This is a genomic window from Streptomyces sp. CS113 (assembly GCF_002188365.1).
Taxonomy (GTDB): Bacteria; Actinomycetota; Actinomycetes; order Streptomycetales; family Streptomycetaceae; genus Streptomyces; species Streptomyces tendae.
Genome location: NZ_KZ195574.1, coordinates 8136038 through 8155967, shown reverse-complemented (window position 1 = coordinate 8155967; position 19930 = coordinate 8136038). Strand labels below are relative to the sequence as shown.

Annotated in this window: 19 protein-coding genes; 9 read left to right on the top strand and 10 right to left on the bottom strand. The window is 74.1% G+C overall.

Features of this window, described 5'->3' with window-relative positions; genetic code table 11:
- Positions 1-16 precede the first annotated feature (16 nt).
- From B9W62_RS36855 to B9W62_RS36845, 3 genes are all read right to left on the bottom strand, one after another.
- Positions 17-907, bottom strand: a complete 891-nt coding sequence (locus B9W62_RS36855; RefSeq protein WP_087811240.1) for an SDR family oxidoreductase — start codon at positions 905-907, stop codon at positions 17-19.
- 61 nt (positions 908-968) lie between these two features.
- Positions 969-2588 (bottom strand): phytoene desaturase family protein, encoded by a 1620-nt coding sequence (locus B9W62_RS36850; RefSeq protein WP_087811239.1) that lies wholly within the window; start codon positions 2586-2588, stop codon positions 969-971.
- Positions 2581-3087, bottom strand: coding sequence for an SRPBCC family protein (locus B9W62_RS36845; protein ID WP_087811238.1), 507 nt, complete (start codon positions 3085-3087; stop codon positions 2581-2583). The genes B9W62_RS36850 and B9W62_RS36845 overlap by 8 nt, the downstream gene beginning before the upstream one ends.
- Positions 3088-3376: 289 nt before the next feature.
- Between B9W62_RS36845 and B9W62_RS36840 the strand changes: the two genes are divergently transcribed.
- A complete protein-coding gene (locus tag B9W62_RS36840) occupies positions 3377-4561 on the top strand; it encodes a S1 family peptidase (protein WP_087811237.1) in 1185 nt (394 codons plus the stop codon).
- 96 nt (positions 4562-4657) lie between these two features.
- On the opposite strand, the gene B9W62_RS36835 is transcribed toward B9W62_RS36840, so the two are convergent.
- The 4 genes from B9W62_RS36835 to B9W62_RS36810 form a co-directional block, all read right to left on the bottom strand.
- Complete coding sequence (locus B9W62_RS36835; RefSeq protein ID WP_087811236.1) at positions 4658-5101, bottom strand: hypothetical protein; 444 nt, start codon at positions 5099-5101, stop codon at positions 4658-4660.
- Between the two features lie 276 nt (positions 5102-5377).
- The gene (locus tag B9W62_RS36830; RefSeq protein WP_087811235.1) at positions 5378-6709 is read right to left on the bottom strand and encodes a cation:proton antiporter; all 1332 of its coding nucleotides are present in this window, start codon (positions 6707-6709) and stop codon (positions 5378-5380) included.
- 1461 nt (positions 6710-8170) lie between these two features.
- A complete protein-coding gene (locus B9W62_RS36820; protein WP_087811234.1) occupies positions 8171-9214 on the bottom strand; it encodes a polyprenyl synthetase family protein in 1044 nt (347 codons plus the stop codon).
- A 648-nt stretch (positions 9215-9862) separates the two neighbouring features.
- On the bottom strand, positions 9863-11104 hold the full coding sequence (locus tag B9W62_RS36810; protein WP_087811232.1) for a cytochrome P450: 1242 nt from the start codon (positions 11102-11104) through the stop codon (positions 9863-9865).
- 177 nt (positions 11105-11281) lie between these two features.
- On the opposite strand from B9W62_RS36810, the gene B9W62_RS36805 reads away from it, so the two are divergent.
- Both B9W62_RS36805 and B9W62_RS36800 read left to right on the top strand, forming a co-directional pair.
- A complete protein-coding gene (locus B9W62_RS36805) occupies positions 11282-11656 on the top strand; it encodes an SH3 domain-containing protein (RefSeq protein ID WP_087811231.1) in 375 nt (124 codons plus the stop codon).
- Positions 11657-11696: 40 nt separating this feature from the next.
- Entirely contained in the window at positions 11697-12071 is a 375-nt protein-coding gene (locus tag B9W62_RS36800) for a peptidase M23 (RefSeq protein ID WP_087811230.1), read from the top strand.
- Between the two features lie 31 nt (positions 12072-12102).
- Here the strand turns inward: B9W62_RS36800 and B9W62_RS36795 are convergent, their stop codons facing one another.
- A complete protein-coding gene (locus tag B9W62_RS36795; RefSeq protein WP_087811229.1) occupies positions 12103-12516 on the bottom strand; it encodes an SRPBCC family protein in 414 nt (137 codons plus the stop codon).
- A gap of 197 nt (positions 12517-12713) precedes the next feature.
- On the opposite strand from B9W62_RS36795, the gene B9W62_RS36790 reads away from it, so the two are divergent.
- Positions 12714-13865, top strand: a complete 1152-nt coding sequence (locus B9W62_RS36790) for a PP2C family protein-serine/threonine phosphatase (protein ID WP_373433752.1) — start codon at positions 12714-12716, stop codon at positions 13863-13865.
- A gap of 19 nt (positions 13866-13884) precedes the next feature.
- Here the strand turns inward: B9W62_RS36790 and B9W62_RS36785 are convergent, their stop codons facing one another.
- Positions 13885-14196 (bottom strand): hypothetical protein, encoded by a 312-nt coding sequence (locus B9W62_RS36785; RefSeq protein ID WP_087811227.1) that lies wholly within the window; start codon positions 14194-14196, stop codon positions 13885-13887.
- 147 nt (positions 14197-14343) lie between these two features.
- On the opposite strand from B9W62_RS36785, the gene B9W62_RS36780 reads away from it, so the two are divergent.
- The 3 genes from B9W62_RS36780 to B9W62_RS36770 are packed head-to-tail and all read left to right on the top strand — an operon-like array spanning position 14344 to position 16108.
- The gene (locus B9W62_RS36780) at positions 14344-15054 is read left to right on the top strand and encodes a nucleotidyltransferase family protein (protein WP_087811226.1); all 711 of its coding nucleotides are present in this window, start codon (positions 14344-14346) and stop codon (positions 15052-15054) included.
- Positions 15051-15383 (top strand): BON domain-containing protein, encoded by a 333-nt coding sequence (locus B9W62_RS36775; protein ID WP_256976709.1) that lies wholly within the window; start codon positions 15051-15053, stop codon positions 15381-15383. Before B9W62_RS36780 ends, B9W62_RS36775 begins: the two co-directional genes overlap by 4 nt.
- Positions 15380-16108 (top strand): metallophosphoesterase family protein, encoded by a 729-nt coding sequence (locus B9W62_RS36770; RefSeq protein ID WP_087811225.1) that lies wholly within the window; start codon positions 15380-15382, stop codon positions 16106-16108. The genes B9W62_RS36775 and B9W62_RS36770 overlap by 4 nt, the downstream gene beginning before the upstream one ends.
- A gap of 22 nt (positions 16109-16130) precedes the next feature.
- On the opposite strand, the gene B9W62_RS36765 is transcribed toward B9W62_RS36770, so the two are convergent.
- On the bottom strand, positions 16131-16775 hold the full coding sequence (locus B9W62_RS36765; protein WP_179235855.1) for a GNAT family N-acetyltransferase: 645 nt from the start codon (positions 16773-16775) through the stop codon (positions 16131-16133).
- A 109-nt stretch (positions 16776-16884) separates the two neighbouring features.
- Here B9W62_RS36765 and B9W62_RS36760 point away from each other — a divergent pair, with 109 nt between their 5' ends.
- On the top strand, positions 16885-19377 hold the full coding sequence (locus B9W62_RS36760; protein ID WP_087811223.1) for a nitrate reductase: 2493 nt from the start codon (positions 16885-16887) through the stop codon (positions 19375-19377).
- Positions 19374-19865 carry a hypothetical protein gene (locus B9W62_RS36755; protein ID WP_087811222.1) on the top strand — a complete coding sequence of 164 codons (492 nt, stop codon included), beginning with the start codon at positions 19374-19376 and terminating at the stop codon, positions 19863-19865. Before B9W62_RS36760 ends, B9W62_RS36755 begins: the two co-directional genes overlap by 4 nt.
- The last annotated feature ends 65 nt before the right edge of the window (positions 19866-19930 follow it).

The following is a 19930-nucleotide window of genomic DNA, read 5'->3' as shown; positions in this document are numbered from 1 at the left end:
AGGCTGCTCCCCCGTGCTACTCCCGCGTACCGCTCCGCGTGTCCGCCGCGCGGTCGGCGAGCCCGCCCGCGCCCAGCGGACCGGTGGGGCCCAGCGAGTCCTCGGCCTCCATCCGGGGCAGTTCGCGGCGGGACAGCCGCAGCACCACGGGCGGCAGGGACGCGCGCCCCAGCTGGACCAGGCGCAGCCAGCCCGGCACGTACACCGCGGTACGGCGGCGCTCCACGGCGTGGACCAGCCGGGCGGCGACGTCGTCCGCCGGGAAGGTGCGGCGGGCCGGGGGCGGCATGTGGGCGCGCAGCTCGCGCAGGACCGGGTAGCGGTCGGCGTCGCGGATCATGTCGGTGTCGATCCAGTTGAGGTAGGCGATGCCCACGGCGACGCCGCGGTGGCCGACCTCGGCCCGCAGCGAGTGGGCGAAGGCCTCCGCACCCGCCTTGGAGGCGCAGTAGGCGCTCATCATCGGGGCGGCGCCGAGCGAGGCCAGCGAGGCGATCTGGAGGTGGTAGCCCTGGGTGTCGAGCAGGTCCGGCAGGAAGGCCCGGGCCGTGTGGGCGCTGCCGGTCAGGTTCACGTCGACGACGCGGCGCCACTCGGCGGGGTCCGAGCCGGCGAACGGTCCGCCGTGCGCGACACCGGCGTTCGCCACCACGACCGACGGCCGCCCGAGGCGCCGACGCGTCTCGGCGGCCGCGTCGGCCAGCGCGGCGGGGTCGGTGACGTCGGTCTCGACGGCGAGCGCCGGCGTCGGCAGGTCCGCCGCCAGGGCGTCCAGTCGCGGCTTCTCCAGGCCGAGCAGCGCGAGCCTGGCGCCGCGCCGTGCGCACGCGCGGGCCAGGGCCGCGCCGAGTCCGCGCGCGGCGCCGGTCACCACGACGGTGCGGTTTTGCAGGGGGCTGTCGGTCACCGGTCGGCCCTTTCCTCGGGTTCCGCTGTTTCCCAGGGCTGCTGGACGGCTTCGCGGGCCCTCATCGCCGGTCACCGGTCCGGTCCCGGCGCGTCAGGGTCCGCTGGAGCCGGGCGAGTCCCGCGAACCGGTGCTGGCGCAGTGCGGCACGCGCGGCGTTGGCCCCGGGCGCGCCGTGCACCCCGCCTCCCGGGTGGGCGCCCGCGGAGGCGAGGAAGAGACCGGTCACCGGAGTCTCCGGCCGCCCGGTGCCGGGCACGGGCCGGAAGACGAGTTGCTGGTGCATGGCGGTCGTGCCGCCGTTGATGGCGCCGCCCTCCAGGTTGGCGTCCATGGCCTGGAGCGTGGCCGGGGCGAGCACGCGGCGGGCCCGGACGAGCGCGCGGAAACCCGGCGCGAAGCGTTCCACCTGGCGTTCGACCCGGTCGGCCATCAGTTCCCGGTCCCTGGCGTCCCAGTTGCCGGTGATGCCCTCCTCGCCCGCGTCGGCGCGGACGTCGTGGGGCACGTGGGTGTACGCCCAGGCGGACTCCGTGCCGCGCGGTGAGCGGGTCGGGTCGGTGGTGGTCATCTGGCCGAACAGCGAGAAGGGACGGTCGGGGACCTGCCGCATGGCGATCTGCGCGGCGAACCGGGTCAGTTCGTCGAGACCGTCGGACAGGTGCACGGTGCCGGCCCGCGCCGCGTCCTCGCACCGCCAGGGCACCGGTCCGTCCAGCGCCCAGTCCACCTTGAAGGTGGCGAAGTCCCACTGGAAGCGCCGCAGGTCGGCGAGGACCTGGTCCGGCAGGTCCGCCGGGGCGACGAGCCCGCCGTACAGGGCCGGGACGGAGACGTCCGCGAGGACGGCGCGGCGGGCGGTGACGGTCTCCCCGTCGGCGGTGCGTACGCCGACGGCGCGCCGGTCGCGGACCAGGACCCGTTCGACGCGCCGCCCGCAGTGCAGGGTGCCGCCCCGGGCGCGCAGCCGGTGCACCAGGGCCTCGGTGAGGGCACCGGCACCGCCGACCGGCACGGGGAAGCCGTACGTCTGCCCGAGCATCGACATCAGCCAGCCGAAGCCGCCGCTGCCGGCCGACTCGGGCGCGAGGTCGGCGTGCAGGGCGTTGCCCGCCAGGAGCAGTCTGCCGCCCTCGCCGCGGAACTCCTCCTCGCCCATGCGGCGCACCGGAAGGACCAGGGTGCGGGCGAGCCGGAGTCCGCCCGCGCCGCGCAGCCGCAGGGCCAGCCGGGCCCCGGCGCGCACCGGCGGGAAGGGCGTGAACAGGGCGTCCAGGATGTCGGGCCGGTAGCGGTCCCACACCTCGTGCAGGCGCTCCCAGGCGGCGCCGTCCCCCGGGGCGAAGGCGTCCAGGGAGGCGGCGGTGGTCGCCACGTCGCGGTCGAGGACGGCGCAGGTCCCGTCGGTCAGCGGGTGGGCCAGCACGTGGGGCGCGTGGGCCCAGCGCAGCCCGTGCTCGTGCAGCCGCAGTCCGCCGAGTACCGGGGAGGCGGCGGCGAGCGGGTAGAAGGAGCTGAACAGGTCGTTGACGAAGCCGGGGGCGACCTCCCTGTCGTGCCGCACCGCGCCGCCCGGCTCGGGCTGCTCCTCCAGGACGGTCACGCTCCAGCCGGCGTCGGCCAGCAGGTTCGCCGCCACCAGACCGTTGGGCCCCGCCCCGACCACGACCGCGTCAGGCACGGCCGGTTCCCGGACGGTACTCGACGGACCCGACCGCGTCGGGCGGGTCGGGACGGCACTGGTCACCGGCCTCGGACTCGCACAGGTTCGCGAGCCTGGCGAGCATGGCCCGGTGGCGCACCTGGATCAGCGCCTCCACGCCGACGTTGTGCAGCAGGCCCCCCGGCCCGCGCAGCGGGTGTTCGTCCACGATCACCAGGCACTGCTCGCCCCAGGGACGCAGTTCGACGGCGATCCGGGCCGTGCCGAGTTTGCCCGCCTTCGCCTCCAGCTCCAGCTCGGAGCCGGGCACGCAGCGTCTGACCACCGACTCGTTGTGGAGCCGCAGCGGCCCGAGCCGCACCTCGTACGCGATCGTCGCGCCCACCTGGGGCCACTGCCCGTCCCTGGGCGTGACCTCGGAGGGCCCCACGACCCACTCCACGTACAGGTCACCGTCCGCGAGGACGTCCCAGACCGCTTCCGGGGTCGCCTGGATGAGCCTGTGCCGAACCGCCACGCGTGCCTCCCACGCTCGGTGGCCGTCATGCGGCCGTCATTGCGAGGACGCAGCCTGAGTGCCCCGGAGACGACCGGCCAACCAACGGGAGGGGTCATCGATCGCGGAGAGCCGGTCACGGCGAGCCGACCGGGGAGAGCCGGCCACGGGAAAGGCCCTGCATTGGCATGGACCTGATGACGGATGGCTGGCTAAGCTCGAAGCGACCCGATGAGAGCGCTCTCAAACCGCGGTTGTTCCATGCCATCTGTTCCACCCCCACCTTGCTGGAACGACGAAGGGCAACTCCGTGAGACGCAGCAGACTCAGGCACCTCGGCCTGGCCGGACTCCTCGTGCTCGGCAGCCTGACCGCGGTCGGCACCCTGCCGGCCTCGGCGGCCGAAGCCCCCACCCACTCCCCTTCCTCCTCCGACTCCTCGTCCGAGCAGCCGGCCTCCGCCGGTCTGCTGGACGCCATGCAGAAGGACTTCGGCCTCACCCGGGCCGAGGCGGAGGACCGGCTCGCGGCCGAACGCGACGCCACCGGCATCGAGCCCGCGGCACGCCGGGCGGCCGGAAAGACCTTCGGCGGCTCGTGGTTCGACGCGGACGCCGGACGGCTGACGGTGGCCGTCACCTCGGACGCGGCACCCTCGACCCTGCGGGCGGTCCGCGCCACCGGCGCGCAGGTCCGCACCGTGGAGCACAGCGCACGGCAGCTCGACGCGGCCAAGGCACGCGTCGACCGGCTCGACGCACCGGCCGGAGTGAGCAGCTGGCGCGTCGACCAGGCCACCAGCAAAGTCGTCGTCGACGTGGTCGCGGCCGAGCGCGCTGACAACGATGTCCAGAACTTCCTGAAGCAGGCCCGCGAGGCCGCGCCGGTCACAGTGCGGACGGTGCCGTCGGCTCCGCAGACCTTCGCGGCGGGCACCGTCGGCGGTGACCCGTACTACACGGGCAACGTCCGCTGCTCCATCGGCTTCTCGGTGCACGGCGGATTCGTCACCGCCGGGCACTGCGGCCGGGCCGGCGCGGGGGTCAGCGGCTGGGACCGCTCGTACATCGGCACGTTCCAGGGCTCGTCCTTCCCCGACAACGACTACGCGTGGGTCAGCGTGGGGAGCGGCTGGTGGACGGTGCCGGTCGTGCTCGGCTGGGGCACGGTCTCCGACCAGCTCGTGCGCGGCTCGAACGTGGCACCCGTCGGCGCCTCGATCTGCCGCTCCGGTTCCACCACGCACTGGCACTGCGGCACCGTGCTCGCCCACAACGAGACGGTCAACTACAGCGACGGCTCGGTGGTGCACCAGCTGACCAAGACCAGTGTGTGCGCCGAGGGCGGCGACTCCGGCGGCTCCTTCATCAGCGGTGACCAGGCACAGGGCGTCACCTCGGGCGGCTGGGGCAACTGCTCCAGCGGCGGTGAGACCTGGTTCCAGCCGGTCAACGAGATTCTCAACCGCTACGGCCTGACCCTGCACACGGCCTGACCCGACAGCGGTGGGGAGGGCCGGCCCGGTCCACGGTCCGGCCCTCCCCGGCCGCGCTGCCAGGAGCACGGTCGCCTCGACGTGCCGGGCGGCGGCTCAGACGTCGCCGGAACCGGTCCCCGGCTCCGGCGCGTCGAGTCCCGTCGCCGTGGTCAGCCGACGGTAGGCGGCCCGGGCGTGGACCAGGCGCGCCAGCGCCGTGCCGACGAGGGCCGCACCGAGCAGACAGCCCAGCCAGACCGCGTCCCGCCGACCGGCCCAGGTGAGCGTGCCGGCCGGCGGTATGGCGAAGCCGTTGAGGGACAGCCAGCACAGCACGGCGGTCCCCGGTGCGGCCGTGAACCGGGCGCAGAGACCGAGCACGGCCGCCAGCAGGGAGAGCGCGACCAGGGCGAGTCCCGGACGCCCCGCACCCACGATCCCGTTGAGGAGCGCGACCAGGAGGAGGGCGCCGCCGAACGCTCCCGCCCACACCAGCGGAGCCGCGACCGGCCGGGGAACGGGTCTGGCACCGCTGCCCAGGGGCACCCACTCGATCATGCTGACGGCTCCTTCCGATCCCGGACGGGCCCGACCACGGCGTCGGACAACGACCCTGTGGGCAGATTGTCCCACCGGGGGCCTCGGCGCCGTGCCGCCCGGGGCGAGGTCCGGCCACCCACGGGCACCGCCGGGCGGGCTCTCGCTGGGCGCCCCTTCCACCCCGGCCCGCCGGCTTCCGCCCCTCCCGTCCTCCGGTCCTGCCGTCATCCCGTCATCCGGTCCTGCCGTCATCCGGTCTTCCCGTCCGCCTGGCCGCGACCCGCCCGTTCCCGGCTAGCGCTCCGCCTCGGTGTGCTCCAGGGAGGAAGACGACGCCCCGCAGGAGGCGGCCCGGGCCGACACCGGCACCGAGCCCGGTTCCAGGCTGCCGTCCCCCTCCGTCTTCGCGCGGGTTCCGCCACCCGGCACGGCGGCCGACGCCTTTGCCCCGGGCAGGAGTCCGGCGACGGCGCGCAGCCCCGCGGCGAGTACGTGGGCGCGTCCGGCGACGACCGGGCCGAGGACGGCGAGGACGAGCACGTATCCGGCGATGAAGGGGGCGAGCCGGGCGTCGAGTCCGGCGCCCGCGGCCATGGCGGCCAGGATCAGGGCGAACTCCCCTCGGGCGACGAGGGTGGTGGCGATCTCCGCGGCCGGCTGGGCACCGTAGTGGTAGACCCGGGCGACGCACAGACCGGCGACGACGTTCATGACGACGGTCAGTGCGGCCGCCGCGGCGACCGGACCGGCGACGGAGGCGAGGTCGCCGGGGTCGATGGCGAGCCCGAAGGCGAAGAAGAAGATGGCCGCGAAGGCGTCGCGCAGCGGGTGCACCAGTTCACGGATCCGCGGCCCCGAGGGGGTGCCGGCGAGGATGAGACCGACCATGAAGGCGCCGATGGCGTCGGCGACGCCCAGGACTTCGGAGACGCCGGCGACGAGCACCGCGGCGCCGAGGAAGCTGATGACGAGCAGTTCGTTGTCCCGCGTTTCGATCAGGCGCCCCACGAGCCGGGTGCCGTAGCGGGCCGCGGCGGCCAGTACCAGCAGGAAGCCGAAGGCCTTTCCGGCCTGGAGTGCCGTCTCGGCGACGCCGTGCGCGCCCGAGATGACCGGCTGGAGGGCGGCCAGGTACAGCGCGAGGAAGATGTCCTCCACGACGATGACACCGAGGATCAGGCGGGTCTCCGGGCGGCCGATCCGGCCCAGGTCGATGAGGATCTTGGTGACGATCGCGGACGAGGAGATGCCGAGCACGCCCGCCAGCACCAACGCCTCCCGCACGCCCCAGCCGAGGACGAAGCCGAAGCCGAGTCCGGCGCCGACGTTCAGGAGCAGGTAGATGCCCCCGGCGGTGAGCAGCCGTTTGCCGCCGCTCTTGAGGTCGTCGAGGTGGAACTCCAGGCCCAGGTAGAAGAGCAGCAGCACCAGTCCGAGCGCGGAGAGCATCTCGAAGTCGTGCGCGTCCTCCACCAGGACGAAGCCCGGGGTGTGAGGGCCGAGCATGATGCCGGCGAGCATGAACAGAGGGATCGTCGGAAGTCCGATCCTCCCGCCGAGGCGGGCGAGGAACGCGGCGGCGACGAAGGCACCGCCCATGGCGAGCAGGGTGTCAGCGTGTCCCACGGGTCACCGCCTTCGACCGCGCGGAGGTTCGGGAGGGCTTCACTTGACGGGGATGGATGCGGGTTCTCCTTCTTCGGGGATGCGTAGTCGTTCGGGGATGGGTCGTCGGACAGGCGGACGTGCGGACGTACCGACGGACACTCGGACGGTCCGGCGGACAGACAGGCGGACGGACAAGCAGGCGGACAAGCAGGCGGACAGGCGGGCGAATGCGTCGGCCCGGAGCGCCGGTGCTCCGGACACCGCCCCGGCACACGGAGCGCACAGCGCACGACGCACGACGACGCACAGCGCACGGCACACCCGGAACGGACGGACAACGCGGCGACACCCGTGAACGGGCGGGACGGACCTGCCCGCGCCCTGCCCCGGCACCCGGAGAGCCCCCGGGCGCGGCGTCGGTCCACGGTCACACGCCGGGACCCTGTACGGCCATCGGGGACGACACCCAAATGGTCCGGCGGCCGACACCCATCGTTCCGGCGCGGGGCGCCGCTCGGCGGCCGAAGCAGGATGCGCCGCGGCCGATTCGGGGATCCCGGCCGCGGCGCGTCCTGCCGCCCCGGGCGCGGGAGGACGACGCGCGCCGGGGCATGACCGGCGACTTCCCCGGCTCCCCGCCCTGACACTGCACCAACCGAGTGATCGTCAGGGAGCGTCCTCCGCTCCCTGATTACCGGGCCGGGGACGCCGGGCCAACCGCGGTGCCAACGCCCTCCTTTCGACTGACACCCGCTGAGGGCTGGCCCGGTCTGCCGACATTCGATCGGCCCCTTGCCCATGATCGCGAGCAAATCCCGTCCCCGACCGGAAGGTGCGTGTTTTTCAAGGGATCCGCCGGCGTCCCGCGTGTCCGGAGTGGTGAGCCGGTTTCGCGCACGCCCACCGCGCCTGGCGGCCTTGACGAGGTGCAGGAACGCCTCCTCCAGCGTGTCGCAGCCGGTGTGTTCGAGCAGGCTGCCGCGGTCGGCTCCGGCCAGCAGTCGGCCCGCACGCATCAGCAGCAGCCGGTCGCAGCGGTCGGCGTAGCTGACGCGGGTGCGCAGCGGCCAGGCCCCCGCCGTGTGGCCGAGTACCTGGACGTGGCCGACGCTCGGCTGCTGGACGCCGACCACGCAGCGCAGCAGGGTGGTCTTGCCGCAGCCGCTCGGGCCCAGCAGAGTCCGACGACGCGGCCGCGGGGGAGGGTGAAACTGATGTCGCACAGTACCGGACGGGTTCCCCGGTCCACCCGCAGCCCGTAGGCGGCCACGGCCGGGAGGTCGCCCTCGGGCGCTGCGCTGTGCTCGGTGTGCTGCACGGCTCCATTGTGTTTCGTCGGATCGGGTCCGCGGCGGGCGGCCGCGGTGCGGCCGGGGCGGGGGAACGCGGCGGTCGTCGGCAGGACAACGGTCCGCCGGGCGCCGGGTCACGCGCCGGTGCCCCCACCCGCCGCGGCCGGTGCGTGGGGCGGGGGCGGGGTCAGGACTCGCGGCGGGTCATCGCCCAGGCGATGTCGTGCAGTTGGCGGTAGGCGTCGGCGGTCGGCCGGGCCAGCGACAGGAACCGCATCGCGGCCGTCAGGTGGCGGCGTGCCTCCTCCTCGGCCGCCTGCCGGCCGCCGGCCTCCTCCACCAGCCGACGGGCCAGGTCCACATCGGTCTCCCCCGGCCGGTGCGGTGTGCGGTACAGCTCGCGCAGCCGCTCGGCCGCCGTGCCCCGGGCGGCGAGCGCCGCCACGACGGGCAGGGACTTCTTGCGTGCGGCGAGGTCGGCGCCGACCGGCTTGCCGCTGCGCGAGCTGCGGCCCCAGATGCCCAGGATGTCGTCCGCGCACTGGAAGGCCAGGCCGAGGCTCCGGCCGAACTCCCGCAGTCCGCCCACCCGGACGGTGTCGGCGCCGGCCAGTACGCCGCCCAGCGCGCAGGCACAGCCGATCAGGGAGCCGGTCTTGCCCGCGGCCATGCCCAGGTAGTCGGCGACCGAGACCTCCTGCGTCTGCTCGAAGGCGACGTCGCGGCTCTGCCCCTCCACCAGCTCCAGGAGGGTGCCCACGAGTTCCCGCACGGCCGCCCCGGCCCGGTCCGGTGGTGCCTGGGTCAGCACGCGCAGCGCCGCCACCAGCAGCGCGTCTCCGGTCAGCACGGCCGCGGGGGTCCCGAACATCAACCAGGCGGCGGGCCGGTGGCGGCGCAGCGCGTCGCCGTCGATGACGTCGTCGTGCAGGAGCGTGAAGTCGTGGACCAGCTCGACCGCGACTGCGGCGGGCACCGCCTGGGACGGGTCCGCCCCTACGGCCACCGCCGACAGCAGGGCGAGCGCCGGCCGTACCGTCTTGCCGCCGCCCGACGCGGCCGGCCGGGGCGTCCCGTCGGCCTCGCACCAGCCCCGGTGGTACCCGGCCACGAGGCTCTCCGCGGCCGGCAGCGACTCGACGGCGGACCGCAAGGCGGGTGACAGCACGTCGTCCACCCAGTCCAGCCGCGGGAAGGCACCAGCCGGGGCCGAGTCGGTGATCTGCGACACGTACTACTCCTCACGATGGCGGGGCACGAGGGGAACGGGTCGGGCGGCGCGCGGACGCGCCGCGCCGGCCGTGCCACCAGTCAATCGGCTGCCGGGGCACGGGGAGCGGGCCGCGGCGCCCCGCCCGTCGAAAGATCACCGCAGCGGCCCAGATCTACGGCCATGACCCCGGCCGGCAATCACGCCGACCTGGTCAGCCGTCCGCCCCGCCGCGGGATGCGACGGGGCGGACGGCTTGCGGACGGTCCGTCAGCACGGTGTGGTTGCCATCAACTTCTCGAACGAAGCCATGCAGTCCGGGCAGTGACGCGCCCGTTCACCGTCGGATGCCTCGATACGTTCGCGGAGCTGCTGTCCGCAGAGTGTGGCCGCGGCCTGTTTGGACAGGACGTGCCACACCAACGCTCCGCCCGCCTTCTCCGGGCCCACGCACATTTCGTACATGATCGGCCTCCCAGCCTGGACGCCGCTGACACACTCCAGGAGACACCGGTTCGGCCGTGACCAATAGCGTGCGGGGGCCATTCGGGTGACGGCCGCTTCGGCCGCCCGGGGCGGACGCACACCCGCAGGGCTGCAAACGATCAGCCAACCGGCCCTGTACGGGTGGCCGCGTGACGCGTCGTCCACGGGCCCTCTGACGCCTGGTCAGGGCGCGTGTACGCCGGTGACGACGAAGCCGCTGCGGGGGCGGGTGGGGACGCGGCGCAGCGGGATGCGCAGGTCCTGCTCGGGGACCGTGCAGTCCAGGCGTGCCAATCGCACCGCCAGGGACTCCAGCAGGCCGACGGTGACGCGCTCGCCGGGGCAGCGGTGACCGGTCGCGGCGTCGCCGCCGCCCTGTGGGATCAGTTCGTCGGGGGCGGGCGGCCGGTCCAGGAAACGCTCGGGCCGGAAGGCGTACGGGTCGCCCCACAGTTCCTCGTCGTGGTTCTGCCCGTAGACGTCGAGCAGCAGGATCCCGCCCGCCGGGACGGACTCGCCGTGCCAGGTCAGCTCCGTCACGGTGCGGCCGCCGAGGAACGGGGCGAACGGGTAGAAGCGGCGGACCTCCTGCGCGAAGGCCGTGGCGAACGCGCCGTCCGCGCCGCGCAGCCGCTCGCGGTGGGCCGGCCACCGGTGCAGGGCGTGGGCGGCGAAGGCCACGAACCAGCTCACGGCGACCGTGGGGCGCAGGACGTTCAGCAGTTCCACGGCCGCCGTGCGGGAGTCCAACGGGACCTCGGCCGTGTCGCGGTGCCGGGCCACCCGCTCCAGCATCGAGTCCGCCGGAGCGGTGAGGGCCCCCGCCCTGACGTCCTCGACCAGGCGGGCGGTCCTGGCCTCCTGCCGGGCGCGGGCGCGGCGGGCCCGCAGGTGGCGCGGCCCCGGGGTGGCGAAGCCGTCGACCATCGCGACCAGGTCCCGTGCCAGGGTTTCGGTGTCGACGGCCCGGGGCGGCAGCCCCGCCCAGTCGCAGACCCCGCGGGTGAGCACGACGGCCGCCTCGTCGAACAGCACGACCCGGGGGCGTCCGCTCCAGGAGCGCACGGCCTCGTCCCACGCCGCGGTGACGTGGTCGGTGAGGCGGGCCACGCGGTCGGTCTCCAGCAGCGGCAGGAACAGTTCCTTGCGGGCCCGGTGGGCGGCACCGTCGAGGGTGTGGACCGCGCCCTGCCCGAACAGGGTGTCCAGCACAGGTGCCGGGACGGCGCCGTGGCGGTGGACGTGCGACTCGTCGTAGAAGAAGCGCACGGCTTCCGGTCCCCGTACCGCCAGCGCGGGCCTGCCGAGCAGCCGGGTGCGCAGCGCGGGGCCCGTACGGTCGCGCATGCGGTTGGGCAGCCAGGCGTACCCCTCGGCCAGCAGTGCCGGGGTGCGGTCCATCAGCGGGCGGCGGTGAGCGTCCATGGCGGGTGGGTGCCCGCGGACGACGGGCGGACACCCGCGCCGCCGCCCGCGGAAGGTCTCCGGGACGCGGGGCACCCTGACAAGTGTCAGGGACACCACTGACCCGGTCGTCCCTAGAGTGCTGGGTGCGAGCCGGGTTCCGCCCGGCGGCACCATCGGCACAGGGGGAGTCACCACATGACCGTTCGCCCGATCACCAGGGTCGCGCTCGTCGGGGCCGGCGCGCTCGCGCTGCTCGGCCCGCTCACCGCGACGACCGCCGCCGCGGTCCCCGACGGCGGCCGGGGCACCGACCGCGTGCTCGCGGCGCCCTACGCGGTCGAGCCCTACGAGACCGTCAACGTCCGTTCCGGGCCTGCCCGTTCGTACGACAAGGTCGGCTCGGTCGCGGCCGGCCAGCCGCGCGGCGCCTACTGCTGGACGCGGGGCGAGACCATCAGCGACCACGGCTACACCAACGACGTCTGGGTGAAGCTCGTCGAGGGCTACGTCAGCGCCGTCTACCTCAAGGGCGACGCGTACGGCGACCTGCCCGCCTCGGCCACCTGCTGACCCGGACCCGACCACGACCACGACCATGGGGGAAACAGACATGAAGCGACTGACACGTCACTCCGTCACCGCGCTGGCCGCGGCCCTGCTCACCGCCGGCGCGCTCACCGCCACCGCCCAGGCCGCCCCGGCCGCGCCGAGCGGCGGGGACCCGACGCTGACCGACGTCTACATCTGGGCGACGGACGTCCGCCTGCGCCAGGAGCCCACCACCGACTCCAACGTGCTCGCGGTGCGCTCCACCTACTGGCTGGACGCCGTCTGCCAGAAGCAGGGGCAGTACGTGAACGACCCGGCCGTCGGCGGCAACAGCTGGTGGACGGCCGTGCAGGAGTTCTCGGGCAGTGACATCGCCTGGGTGAACAACCTCTATCTGAGGGGCGGCGAGAAGATCGCCGGCGTTCCGGACTGCTGAGTGACTGCTGAGCGGCGCCTCGTCGTCCTCCTCAGCCGGCCGCGTTGTCGGTGCGCATCCGCACCTGCTCCTCCAGCCGCCGCAGGCTGCCGTCGAGGGCCTCGGTCACCGTCCGCCGTCCCGGGTCGTGGCCCTCGTCGAAGAACGACAGGTGCACCGTGACCTCGCTGGCCCCGCTGTCGAGTCCGGCGACCTGGAGCCAGCCGGCGTAGCTGCCCTGCGCGCGGGTGCCCCACTCGAGCCGCATCTGCTCGGGCCGGGCACTCAGCAGCGCCGAGGTGTCCTGGTCGGTGCGGTCCTCGTGCACGGTGACGGCGGGCGGCTCCTCGGGCTCCACGTGCAGGTCCCGGGGCAGCCAGGTCTCCAGCTGTCCCACGTTCGCGGCCTGGTCGAAGACCTGCTCGGGCTGGGCGGGCATGGTGCGGGAACGCTCGTACTCGGTCATGCGGCACCACTCCTCGGCGCTCGGGGTCGTACGTGGTGACGCGTGCCCCTTCTGCCGGGACCGAAGCGCCGCACGGGTGAGCGGCCCGACGGGCGGGGTGCGGCGGGCGGTGCCAGACTGCTGGGCATCGTCCCCGCCGCGGCGGGCTCTCGACGAGAGGAGACGGGGTGTCCACGTCGGACCCGGACGACACGGGGCTGCGGAAGTTCCTCGCCGATCCGGCGCATCTCACCCTGGACCTGCGCACCGCCACGGCCCGCTGTGCCAAGGCACTGGGGCTGCGGCACGCCGTCGTCCACCTCGTCGACCTCCAGCAGCGCCACCTGGTCCCCCAGACGGCCGTGGCCCCGACCCTCCCGGTCGACGGCTCGCTGGCGGGGTGGGCGTACCGGACCCAGTCGCTGCGGGTCGAGGAGTCGGCGACGGGCGGCGGCATCACCGCATGGTTCCCGCTCCTCGACGGTGTGGAACGGCTCGGTGTGCTGGCCGTGCACGAGACGGCCCTCAACGCCTCCTCGCTGACCCGCGGCCGGGCGCTCGCCTCGCTGCTCGCCATGGTGATCACGTCCAAGCGGGCCTACGAGGACTCCTTCGTCCGGCGCACCCGCACCGAGCGCATGCAACTGCCCGCCGAGATGCTGCGCGCCCTGCTGCCGCCGCGCACCATCGGCAACGGGGACGTCGTGTCGACGGCCGTGCTGGAGCCCGCCTACGAGATCGGCGGCGACGCCTTCGACCACGCGCTGACCGAGACCACCCTGCACGTGGCCGTCCTGGACGCGATGGGGCACGACCTGGCATCCGGACTGACCACCACGGTCTCGCTGGCGGCCTGCCGCAACGCCCGGCGCACCGGTGCCGACCTGCCGGCGCTGGTGCGCAGCGTGGACGAGGCACTGTCCAGCTGGCTCCCGGACAAGTTCTGCACCGCGGTCGTCGCACAACTGGACCTGGCCACCGGGGTACTGCGCTGGGCCAACTGCGGACATCCCGCGCCCATCCTGATCCGCGGCCAGCGGCTGATCATCGACGCCATGGAGCGCGACGCCGACCCGCCCATGGGCGTCCCGGCCCTGCTCAGCACGCACGGGCGCCGCACGCACGAGATCTCGCTGGAGCCCGGGGACCGGGTGCTGATGTACACCGACGGTGTCGTGGAGGCCCGGACCAGGGAGGCCAAGCTGCTGGGCCTCGAACGCTTCGCCGACTACGTCATCCGGGCCACGGCCGGCGGTGAACTGGCGCCGGAGTCGTTGCGCCGGCTGATCCACTCGATCCTGGCGATGCAGGAGGGCCGGCTGCGGGACGACGCGACGCTGCTGATGTTCGAGTGGCGGCCGCCTTCGTGAGGCGGCACCGGTGTCCGCCTCACACGGCGTGCCCGCGGGCGCGCAGCCAGGCGTGCACGGTGTCCTTGTCCGCCGGCGTGATCCGCACGGGGCCCGCCACGTAGGGGCCCTCGTCCTCGGTGAAGCCGGTGTCCGTGACCCTGGCGGTGACCCAGGTGGCCAGGTCCTGCGCGGACCGGTCGGACAGCGCGTCGCGTTCCCATCCGTCCCGGGCCTCTGCGGCGGCCCGGGGATCGTGCCGCTCGGTCTCGGCCAGCCATGCCGCCACCAGCCGTTCCACGGTCCGGCGGTCGGCGGAGTCGGTCCGCTGTCGCATCCGCTCGTCGCTCATGCCGGCCGAGTGCCCGCGATCCCCGCGTGCCTCACACCGGCACGTGGCGCGGTGTCGGCGGTACGGCGCCGGGTACCCGTCCCACGAGAAGGGGAGGGCCGGTCCGGTCCGTTCCGCCGACGGCGACAGCCCGGGAAGGGGACAGCGATGAGGCAGCCCGCCGACGATCACGCGACCGGCCGACGGGGCGGTGTCTCCGAGCTGCGCCCGGCCGCCGGGGACCGGGGCCCGGTGCCCCGGCACGAGGCACCTCACGAGGATCTCCCGCTCGACCGCAACCAGGCGATCCTCCAGGCCGCCAAGCAGGTGGGCTCGACGCTGAAGAAGGCGGAGCACCCGTTCGCGCTGGCCGGCAGTGTCGCCGTGTACGCGCACGGCGGCACCCAGAACCTCCAGCACGACGTCGACTTCTGCATCCGTCCCGAGGACGCCGACGCCGTCGCCGCGACGCTGCGGGAGGCGGGGCTGACGGTGTACACACCGCCCGAGGACTGGCTGCTCAAGGCGGACTGCCTGGGGCAGCAGGTCGACCTGATCTTCGAGCTGGCCCATGAGCCGGTCACGACGGCGCTGCTGGACCGGGCCCCGGATCTGTCGGTCGACTCGGTCCTGATGCCGGTCCTGTCCCCGACCGACCTGCTGCGCGGTCTGCTGGCCGCCTTCTCGGAGCACCACTGCGACTTCGGTGCGGTACTGCCGATCGCCCGCACCCTGCGCGAGAAGATCGACTGGGAGGCGCTGCGCCGCGACTGCGGCGACGATCCGATGCCGGCCGCGTTCTTCTTCATCCTGGAACGGCTGGAGATCATCCCTCCGGCCGGTCCCTCGGCCACCGCCTCGAAGGAGGGTCGGCGATGAGCGACCCCGTCGGACACCAGGGCCCCGCGGCGAGCGGCCCCGCCACCGCGGCCGGAGTGCCCGGCATCCCCGTCAAGCCCGGGGACCCCGGGAACGTCGAGTACCGGGTGGCCCACCTCCAGGAGCGGCTCGCCGCGGAGGAACTCGGTGAGCTCGGCGTACGTGCCGAGGTCAGGGCCGGGTCGATCGCGCTGACCGGCACCGTGCCCTCGGCGCAGTGCCGCGAGGCCGTGCTGCGGCTGGCCCGCCAGGAGCTGGCCGGGCTGACCGTGCACGCCGACGTCGTGGTGGCGGAGACCACCCGCCCCGACCATGCGGAGGAGCTGTGACGATCCGTGTCGCGGCCGTCGGAGACATCCACATGGGACCCGACGGCGAAGGGCTGCTGCGGCCCGCGTTCGAGACCCTGTCCGACTGCGCCGACCTGCTGCTGCTCGCCGGGGACCTGACCCGGCACGGTACTCCCGAGGAGGCGCGGGTGGTCGCCCGGGAGGTGCGGGACCTGCCGGTGCCGGTGGTGGCGGTCCTCGGGAACCACGACCACCACGACGAACGGCCCGAGGAGGTCACCGCGATCCTCCGGGACGCCGGGGTCACGGTGCTGGAGGGCGGGGCGACCGTCGTGGAGTGCGCCGGGGGCCGGGTGGGGATCGCCGGGACCAAGGGGTTCGGCGGGGGGTTCGTGGGGCGCAGCGCCGGTGAGTTCGGCGAGCCGGTGATGAAGGAGTTCGTGCGGACCACCCGCCGTTCCGCGGACGCGCTGCACGCCGCGCTCAAGGAACTGGACCAGAGGGACTGCGCGGCGCGGGTGGCGCTGACCCACTTCTCCCCCGTCGCGGACACGCTCGCCGGGGAGCCGCCGGAGATCCATCCGTTCCTCGGCAGCTACCTCCTGGCGGAGGCGATCGACACGGCCGGCGCCGATCTGGCCGTCCACGGACACGCCCACCTGGGCACGGAGCACGGGATGACGGCGGGCGGAGTCCGGGTGCGCAACGTGGCGCAGCCGGTCATCCGCCGGGCCTTCAACGTCTACCGGCTGGGCGGGGACTGACCGCCCGTCCGTTGGTTCGGCGTCAGGTCGGTTCCGTGTCCTGCGTGGTACGTGCCAGGCAGGTGACGTCGGCGGGGTCGAGGCCCGCCGCGGGGATCTCGTGGAAGCCCAGGCGGTCGTAGAAGGCCCTGGCCGGGGTGTTGGCCGTCGCCATGACCAGGTGGACGGCCGGGACACCGCGTTCGCGCAGGGCCCTCCAGAACGTCCGCATCAGGGTCCGGCCGTGGCCCTGTCCCTGCCAGTCGGGCAGCAGGTCGATGTGCAGATGGGCGGGGTGGGCGGCCAGTTCCGGGATGATCATGCGCTCCGGATCGTGCAGCAGCCCGGCCATGACCTGGTCCGGAGTGCGGGTGCCGGGCGGGCCCTGCGGGGCCGGGTACCGGTCGGCGACGCGCGGCAGCCACGTGGTCCGGAACTCCTCGGCGAAGCGCGCGGTGTCCGCCGTGCCGAGGATGTAGCCGACCGCCCGCCCCTGTCCGTCGTCGAGTACGAAGGCCAGCTCCGGGTCCAGGTGGACGTAGGGGGCGGCGAAGACGGCCGGCAGGATCGCGGGGTCGGCGTACACGGGCCGGCTGTCCCGGCCGTTGTGCGCGGTCCGGATGCAGATGTCGTCGAGGGCCGGGGCGTCGGCCGGACGGTAGGGGCGTACGGAGGCAGTCGCTGTCACCGCAGCATCCTGCCCGCTTGGGAGCGCTCCCACAAGTGGTCCGCTTCGATCCGCGGCGCCCGGGTACCCGGCGGCCGGCACAGTGGCGGACGTCGGCGGGAGGCCGGGCATGGAGGAGGCGACGGACCGGATCGCGCGCCCGTGGGGGGCACGGGCGCCCTACGGACGGCACGAAACCTGGCCGGCCCGGGTCGACACGTACCTCGCGGACGGCGTGGAGCCCGGGGCCGTGCAGCGCTGGGTGCAGTCCGCGTCGATCCTGCACTCGGACGGCGACGCCATGGACATCGCGGTGGCCGACGGCCGCATGGTGGGCGTGCGGGGCCGGGACGTGGACCGGGTCAACCGGGGGCGGCTCGGTCCGAAGGACCTGTTCGGCTGGCAGGCCAACGCCTCTCGTGACCGGCTGACCCGGCCGCTGGTCCGGCGCAGCGGGCGCTTGGTGGAGACGGACTGGGACACGGCGATGGACCTGGTGGCCGCCCGCTCGCGCGAACTGCTGGACGCGCGCGGGCCGGGCTCCATCGGCTTCTACACCTCCGGGCAGCTGTTCCTGGAGGAGTACTACACGCTCACGGTCCTGGCCCGGGCCGGCATCGGCACCAACCACCTCGACGGCAACACCCGGCTGTGCACCGCCACGGCCGCGGAGGCGCTGAAGGAGACGTTCGGCTGCGACGGGCAGCCCGGCAGCTACGACGACTTCGACCACGCCGACGTGATCGCGCTGTTCGGCCACAACATCGCCGAGACCCAGCCCGTGCAGTGGATGCGGCTCCTCGACCGCCTGGAGGGCGCCGACCCGCCGCGGCTGCTGTGCGTGGACCCGCGCCCCACCCGCGTCGCCCAGCACGCCGCCGTACACCTCGCGCCGCGCATCGGCACCAACGTCGCGCTGCTCAACGCGCTGCTGCACGAGACCGTCCGGCACGAGCGGATCGACCGGGACTTCATCGCCGCGCACACCGTGGGCTTCGACGAGCTGGCCGCCCGGGTCGCCGACTGCACGCCCAAGTGGGCCGCGGAGATCTGCGACGTGCCCGCCGCCCGCATCGAGGAGGCGGCCGAACTCGTCGGCACCGCCGACGCGTTGGTCTCCACCGTCCTCCAGGGCGTCTACCAGTCCCACCAGGCGACCGCCGCCGCCGTGCAGGTCAACAACCTGCACCTGATCCGCGGGATGCTGGGCCGGCCCGGTGCCGGACTCCTCCAGATGAACGGCCAGCCCACCGCCCAGAACACCCGCGAGTGCGGGGCCAACGGCGACCTGCCGGGCTTCCGCAACTGGCAGAACGACGCCCACGTGGCCGACCTGGCCCGGGTGTGGAACGTCGAGCCGGAGACCGTCCCGCACTTCGCGCCGCCGACCCACGCGATGCAGATCTTCCGGTACGCCGAGCAGGGCTCGCTGCGGATGCTGTGGATCAGCGGCACCAACCCCGCCGTCTCGATGCCCGAACTGCCGCGCATCCGCTCGATCCTGTCGCAGGAGCGGCTGTTCACGGTCGTACAGGACCTCTACCTGACGGAAACGGCGCAGCTGGCCGACGTCGTGCTGCCCGCCGCGACCTGGGGCGAGAAGACCGGCGCGCTGACCAACGCGGACCGCACGGTGCACCTGTCCCGCAAGGCGGTGGAACCGCCCGGCGAGGCCAGGTCCGACCTGGACATCTTCCTGGACTACGCGCGGCGCATGGACTTCCGGGACAAGGACGGCGGACCGCTGGTCACCTGGGACGACCCGGAGTCGGCGTTCGAGGCGTGGAAGCGGTGCAGCGCGGGCCGCCCCTGCGACTACACGGGCCTGTCCTACGCCAAGCTGCGCGACACCAGCGGCATCCAGTGGCCCTGCGACGACCGGGCGCCCGAGGGCACCGCGCGGCTCTACACGGACGGCATCGACTGGGCCCATCCCGACCGGTGCGAGAGCTACGGCAAGGACCTGGAGACCGGGGCCTCGCAGGAGGTCGTGGAGTACCGCTCCCTCAACCCCGACGGCAGGGCGATGCTGAAGGCGGCCGCCTATCTGCCCCCGCACGAGGAGCCGGACGAGCAGTACCCGTTCCAGCTCACGACCGGCCGGACGCTCTACCACTTCCACACCCGTACGAAGACCGGACGGGCGCCCCAGCTGAACGCCGCCGCCCCCGACGTGTGGGTGGAGGTCTCGGCCGCGGACGCGGAGCGGCTGGGCCTCGGCGAGGGCGACCTGGTCGAGGTCAGCAGCAGGCGCGGCTCCCTGCGCGGACGGCTGCGGGTGAGCGGCATCCGCACCGGGCTGCTGTTCGTGCCGTTCCACTACGGCTACTGGGACACCGGCGGCGGGTCGGGTCCCGGCCCGGACACTCCCGGGCGGGCCGCGAACGAGACCACGATCACCGACTGGGACCCGGCCTCCAAGCAGCCCCTGTTCAAGACGGCCGCGGCGGCGCTCACCCTCGTGGAACGCGGGGACGGCCGGCCCTCCCCGGCGCCGACCACCACCGCGTCGGCACCGGTCGCCGTCGGTGCCGTCCCGCCCACCTCCGGGGGACCGGCGGCGCGGACGGCGCAGCAGGAGCCCACCGAGTTCCCGCACGGCCACGAGGAGGGCGCCCGGTGAACGGCATCAATCTGACCCTGCGCACGCTGCACCGCGGCGAGCGGCGGCTGGCCCACGAGCTGGTGGCCGTGGCCGGGCGGCACGCCACCGAGCACGAGGTCCGCCACGTCGCCACCGACCTCGCCCGCTGGTCCCGCGAGCACGTGCGGCGGCTCGCCGAGACCGCCGGGGAGCGCGGCGTGAAGCTGGGTGAGGCGCCCGACCCCTCCTCGGACGGAGTCTTCGCGACCCTGCGCGTGAAGGCGTCCGAGGCGGTCGTGCACCGGCCGGAGCCGGGTCTGCTCCTCCTGCGCGACCTGCGCGAGCTGCACGTGGCCGCTGCGGAGAACTCACTGCACTGGGAGATGCTGGCCCAGGCCGCCCAGGCGTCGAAGGACAGCGGCCTGCTGGCGCTCGCCTCCGCGTGCCACCCGCAGACACTGCGCCAGATGCGCTGGACCAACACCATGATCAAGAACTTGTCGCCCCAGATCCTCACCAGCCTGTGACCTGCGTGTCCCCGGGCGGTGCGGCGCCGGACGGCACCGGTCGGCCGGCGGACGCCGAATGGCGC